Here is a 2,024-nt window from a genome sequence, read left to right as displayed (position 1 = left end):
CTTGTTCTTTATCTACCGTCCGCGTCATAGGGCGGGGATGGATGGTTCCAGACGGCGTCTGACCGGCTGACAACCTTCCGAAGTTCGCGGGCACTTCGGGGTGTTATGGCCGTGCATCACGGTGTCGAGGAGGGCTCGGGATTCGAGGGGGTTGCCGCAGCAGTACCAGTGCACGTTGCCCCACTCGTAGTCGTGCCACAGATCCCGCTCGGGCTGGTGGACGTAGTTCTTCCACAGACCTACAGCTGTGCTGACATCGCCTGGCTGCAGATAGTTGCGGGTGTGCTCAAGGCGGCTGATCTCGGACAGTGCACGCGAAGACAGGCCGTCGATGACCGGCCTTGCGCCCATTGTCAGGTGGCTGCCAGGGACGGCACCACGGATCTGTCCTGGCCGTCTACGCGGCATGGACCTTTCGGTTCGTCGTCATGCGGTACATGGTGCCACGGTCTCGAATGGCGTCTCGAACGGATTCGCTCGCATGGGGATTCGCCGGACGTGGGGGCGGCCTTCGCCTGATCCTGTGCTCCGACCAAGGTGCACGTGACCACGACGAAGGCCGTGAGGGTGAGTCTGCTGCCAGTTGCTGTCCGGAGGGAAGCGTTCGAGGAAGCGTCACGCTTCCGAGGCGAGTTCTACGAGTGTCTGACCGCTCGGCGCGACGAATTGTTCGAGCTGACCGATGCGGTGCTGTGTGCGGACGGCGCGGTGAAGTCGCCGGTGGACCTGACGCTGCTGCCCGAGCATCGTCGTGGGCACGGAGCGATGTATGGCGGTCTCAATCACGGCCGGATCGACATGGATCGGCTGCGGACGGTGCTGTCCGGGCTGTCGCTGCCGCGTTTCGACAGCGGACGCCTGGTGCTGGCGGTTGATGTGTCGCCGTGGCTTCGCTCGGACGCGCCGTGCTCGGCCGAGCGGTTGTTCTGCCACGTCTACGGCCGTGCGAAGACAGCCTCGCAGTTCATTCCGGGCTGGCCCTACTCCTTCGTGGCCGTGCTGGAGCCTGGCGCCACGTCCTGGACCGCGATCCTGGACGCGGTCCGGCTCGGACCGGTGGACGACGCCACCGCGGTCACCGCCGCCCAGCTGCGGGGTGTCGTCGAACGGCTCATGGCCGCGGGCCAGTGGCAGGCCGGGGACCCGCATATCGTGATCGTCAGCGACGCCGGCTACGACGTCACCCGCCTGGCCTGGGTCCTGCGCGACCTGCCCGTCGAGATGGTCGGCCGAGTCCGCTCCGACCGCGTCATGCGGCTGCCGAAACCACCGCGGATGCACGGTGTCAACGGCCGGCCGCCCAAGCACGGCCCGGAATTCCGCTTCACCAAGCCGGAGACCTGGCCCGAGCCCGCGATCACCACCGTTACCGACACCACCAACTACGGGAAGGCCCAGACCCAGGCGTGGGACCGAGTCCACCCAAGGCTCACCCACCGCTCGTCCTGGCTAGACCACGACGGTGAACTACCCCTGGTTGAGGGCACGTTGATCCGGCTGAAGGTCGAGCACCTATCGAAGGAGCGAGACGCTCCGCCGGTGTGGTTATGGTCCTCGAAGACCGGCGCCACCCCGGACGACGTGGACCGTTTCTGGCAGGCATTTCTCCGCCGCTTTGACCTGGAGCACACCTTCCGCTTCGCGAAACAGAGCCTCGGCTGGACCACACCGAAACTCCGTACCCCCGAAGCAGCGGACCGCTGGACCTGGATCCTGATCGTCGCCCACACTCAACTCCGGCTCGCCCGGCCCCTCGCCGAAGATCTCCGCCGCCCTTGGGAGAAACCCGCCGCACCCGACCGGCTCACGCCGGCCCGGGTCCGCCGGGGGTTCAGGAACATCCGCGCTCACCTCGCCTGCCCGACCCGAGTTCCCAAACCCCGAGGCGCCGGCCCCGGACGGCCACCCGGCGCCAAGAACAAACACCGAGCACCCCGCTACGACGTCGGCAAGACCGTCAAACGCCCCGAGACCCTCAAGGCCATCGGTCGACCTGGCAGATCCTGGTAGATAAAGAACAAGCT

1 protein-coding gene is annotated in these 2,024 nt (G+C 66.6%); it reads left to right on the top strand.

Annotated elements, in window-relative coordinates; genetic code table 11:
* The first annotated feature begins 567 nt into the window (after positions 1-567).
* Complete coding sequence (locus tag ABZ453_RS51110; RefSeq protein ID WP_359026917.1) at positions 568-2,010, top strand: NF041680 family putative transposase; 1,443 nt, start codon at positions 568-570, stop codon at positions 2,008-2,010.
* Positions 2,011-2,024: the final 14 nt, after the last annotated feature.

Origin of the sequence: Streptomyces sp. NPDC005799, assembly GCF_040630525.1 — a bacterium.
Classification (GTDB): Bacteria; Actinomycetota; Actinomycetes; order Streptomycetales; family Streptomycetaceae; genus Streptomyces; species Streptomyces griseorubiginosus_B.
Note: the sequence above shows the minus strand (reverse complement) of the source record. Positions and strands in the feature narration are given on the sequence as shown.